The sequence below is a fragment of the Acidimicrobiia bacterium genome (assembly GCA_029210695.1).
GTDB lineage: Bacteria > Actinomycetota > Acidimicrobiia > Spongiisociales > JAHEDJ01 > JAHEDJ01.
This window is the reverse complement of record JARGFH010000130.1, coordinates 1-3156: the sequence shown is the minus strand read 5'-3', so window position 1 is coordinate 3156 and position 3156 is coordinate 1. Positions and strand designations below refer to the sequence as shown.

At 59.7% G+C, this 3156-nt stretch carries 4 protein-coding genes and 1 pseudogene; 3 read left to right on the top strand and 2 right to left on the bottom strand.

The window, feature by feature from the left end; translation table 11 throughout:
• Both P1T08_18595 and P1T08_18590 read left to right on the top strand, forming a co-directional pair.
• Positions 1–288 (top strand): hypothetical protein (locus tag P1T08_18595; protein ID MDF1598083.1); only part of this gene is annotated, 288 nt, incomplete at its 5' end.
• Positions 289–634: 346 nt separating this feature from the next.
• A complete protein-coding gene (locus P1T08_18590; GenBank protein MDF1598082.1) occupies positions 635–1462 on the top strand; it encodes a hypothetical protein in 828 nt (275 codons plus the stop codon).
• A gap of 37 nt (positions 1463–1499) precedes the next feature.
• Here the strand turns inward: P1T08_18590 and P1T08_18585 are convergent, their stop codons facing one another.
• Positions 1500–1832, bottom strand: a complete 333-nt coding sequence (locus P1T08_18585) for a hypothetical protein (protein ID MDF1598081.1) — start codon at positions 1830–1832, stop codon at positions 1500–1502.
• Positions 1829–2206 (bottom strand): annotated as a pseudogene (locus tag P1T08_18580) (Tn3 family transposase). The gene P1T08_18585 and the pseudogene P1T08_18580 overlap by 4 nt, the downstream one beginning before the upstream one ends.
• A gap of 103 nt (positions 2207–2309) precedes the next feature.
• Here P1T08_18580 and P1T08_18575 point away from each other — a divergent pair.
• The gene (locus P1T08_18575; protein ID MDF1598080.1) at positions 2310–3122 is read left to right on the top strand and encodes an NAD(P)H-binding protein; all 813 of its coding nucleotides are present in this window, start codon (positions 2310–2312) and stop codon (positions 3120–3122) included.
• Positions 3123–3156 lie beyond the last annotated feature (34 nt).

Below are 3156 nucleotides of genomic sequence, written 5' to 3'. Positions count from 1 at the left end.
CTACGCTCAACTGACCACTACCGGATGACTTGGAAACCAAACAACCGAGTCTCCATCAAACCCAGGGCGGTTCACAACGACGAACACCGCCACTCCGGTATCGGGTTTCACACCCCCGCCGATGTGCACTACGGCCGGGCCGAAGCAATCCAGCAGCAACGAGCAGCCGCCCTCAACGCCGCCTACCAGACACATCCCGAACGGTTCGTCCGCAAGCCACCAACACCGCCACCGCTCCCCGAAACAGCATGGATCAACAAACCAGAGGAGGACACCCCCACCCAATGAAACCATGGACCAGCCGTCTCAAAAAGGTTGACAGCTTCCGCCAACACGTGAAATGACAACCCGCCACGCCATTTACACAAGAAATGAGACAGTCCCCAGAGAGGCGGAGCAAGCCGGAGGGTGGTGGGCGGGGAAGGGGTTGCAGCGCCCGCCGGGTCGGCTGCTCAGCCTGGGCAGCGGGTTGGTCGGTGGTTGAGGTGGGGTTTCTCACGGCAGCCGCATTGGTGATGTTCTTGGTGCGGGTGACGTGAGGTTGGGCGTGTGCGATTAGTGACTTTGTCCTCTACCCCATCCCCGATCCATGGTTCACCCTCAGATGAGGGGCAGAATACTGGGAGGTTGAATCATGCGTAGGACTGCGCTTTTCTTTGCATTGTTCGGAATGGTGTTGCTCAGCATCGTCCCGGTGGGGGCTTCATCGTCGATCTATGAAGTCGAGTTCGGTTTGGTGTCACACACAGGTGGTGGCGGGACGTTCTACATCACCGGCGATGTCACGGGCAACGAAACAGGGGCGGTCGGTACCGTCGTTTACGAGCATCCATATCAACCGAGCTATCCCTGGTCAGCCACATTGCAGGTGGATGTGGAGTGCATGCTGGTTGTGCCCAGCACCAATACAAACTTTGCTACCGATTACAATGTGCTGGTAGCTGGGCCGCTCACCGTCGTTGAGGACAGTGACGACAGGTACGGGGGTTGGGACTGGGCTGGGTTCGTATACGCCCCGGATGAATCCGGTTACGGGTCCCCGGGTACTCGCCCGATCAACGCTCAACTCTTCAATGGCACCCCATCCTGCGTTCTCGAAGAGTTCTTCTGGTGGACGACCCCGCCAGGTGTGTGGACTGGCGGCGGTTATTTCGATTCGGGTGCCTTCATCAATGTTGCGGTTGATCCCGACACTGATGGAGACGGTGTTCTCGACACTGACGATTGGTGCCCGGCGACAAGCCTCAACGATCCGCCAGACCAACTGAAGAAGAACCGTTTCGCTGCGGATGACGAAGGCATGTTCGTGGATGTGAACGGAACCGAATCAGGGTTCAGTGTGATCGACACCTATGGTTGCGACGAGGATCAGATCATCGAAATGGCTGGCCTCGGTGTTGGACATGAACGATTCGGAATCACCAGATCGGCCATCCTCAACTTCATAGCCCTAGGCGGATAGCAAACCCTCGAACAGCGGAGCGGGACCCGGGCGAGGTTCAGGCCCAACGCGATTTTCCTCTGATCAACGCCAACTCGATCGCCTGTTCCTTGATCGCCTCGGTCAACCGGGCGATCTCAGCTTTCAGCATCTCGATCTCGACGTCACGGGGATCCCGAGACCCACCCGGTTTGGACGAAGCGAACGCCGCCAACGCCGCGTCCTTGGCATCGCGACGCAGCTTGATCACCACCGACGTGTCCACCCCCCACTTGCGAGCGGTGTCGGTCTGGGTCAGCTCTCGTGAGGTCACCTCCAAGAACGCCTCCCACTTCTCCTCCGGTGTCAACAGCCGTCGCTTACGACGACCAGGAACCGCCTGATTACTCATCTTCGTACCCTCCTCAGGGTCAGGCCCAAAGCCTCCCATCGATGGGTTAGGAATCGGCGGATCTCTATCACGAAGTCAGACGCAGGTGAGTAGGACTTGTCCTCGAGGTAGGTGAGCAAGAACCGGGTCTTGGCGGCTCGGCCGAGTTCCTGGATGGCGCGGGTGAGCTGGTTGCGGCGGGCTCCGGCTTGGAGACGGCTCACCAACAAGCTGGCGGTGGCATCACCGGTTTTGAGCGACGCGGCAATACGGATCATCTCGTCCCAGTGCCGGGCGATGAGCTCGGTGTTGATGCGGTGCCGGAGCAACGTTGAAACGGTGGGTGCGTCGGGGATGGGTTCGAGACGGTAGAGCCGCTGGTTGGCGACGTTGCGGAGCCGCGGCGAGGGGCTCGTTCTTGCATCGGAACTGGAGGATGTGGGTGGTTGGGCTCGCCTACTCTGTGCGGGTGGGTTGTCTGGTGTTGGGAGTGAGAAGGTGACCGAGGCTCCTCTTCATGTGGTGACCGGTGCGTTCGGGTACACGGGTAGGTATGTCGCCAGGGAGCTGTTGGCGAGGGGTGCGCGGGTTCGGACACTGACGAATTCGTTGGATCGGGGGAATCCCTTCGGTGACACCGTTGAGGTGCATCCGATCGACTTCGATGACCCGGCTGCGCTCGTCGAGTCGCTGGATGGTGCCTACGCGCTCCACAACACGTACTGGGTTCGGTATGACCACACGAAGGGATCCACCGACTTCGGATACACCAAAGCTGTGGAGAACAGCCGCGTCCTGTTCGACTGCGCCCGAATGGCGGGAGTGCGACGGGTCGTTCACCTGAGTGTGGCCAATGCCAGCGGCGATTCCGACTGGGGGTATTTCCGGGGCAAAGCGCTCCTCGAGCAAGAACTGCAGGCATCGGGCCTGTCACATGCAATCGTTCGACCAACTGTGATCTACGGCCGACCCGAGAACGTGCTGATCAACAACATTGCCTGGCTGCTCCGCTACCTGCCTGTCTTCGGAGTATTCGGTCGAGGAGAGGCCCGTCTCACACCCGTCCACGTGGAAGACCTCGCACGAATCTGTGCCGACGCAGCCAACCGCGACAGCAACGAAACCATCAATGCGGTAGGCCCTGACACGTTCACTTATCGGGAGATGATTGAGGAAATGGCTCGTGCGATGGGGCTTCGAAGACGAATCCTTCCCATCTCCGATCCGGTGGCCCTTGCAGTGGGCAGGGTGCTCGGGTTGTTCCTTAGCCTGGATCCACCGCCCGGTTTGGTGTCCGGTGGGTGGGATTGATGAGGAAAATGCCCTCTGACCTGGGATAATGCGG

What these genes read in the sequence shown, in the direction of transcription:
- P1T08_18585 (MDF1598081.1), bottom strand. Translation starts at nt 1,832, where the DNA reads ATGAGTAATCAGGCGGTTCCTGGTCGTCGTAAGCGACGGCTGTTGACA.
- P1T08_18590 (MDF1598082.1), top strand. Translation starts at nt 635, where the DNA reads ATGCGTAGGACTGCGCTTTTCTTTGCATTGTTCGGAATGGTGTTGCTC.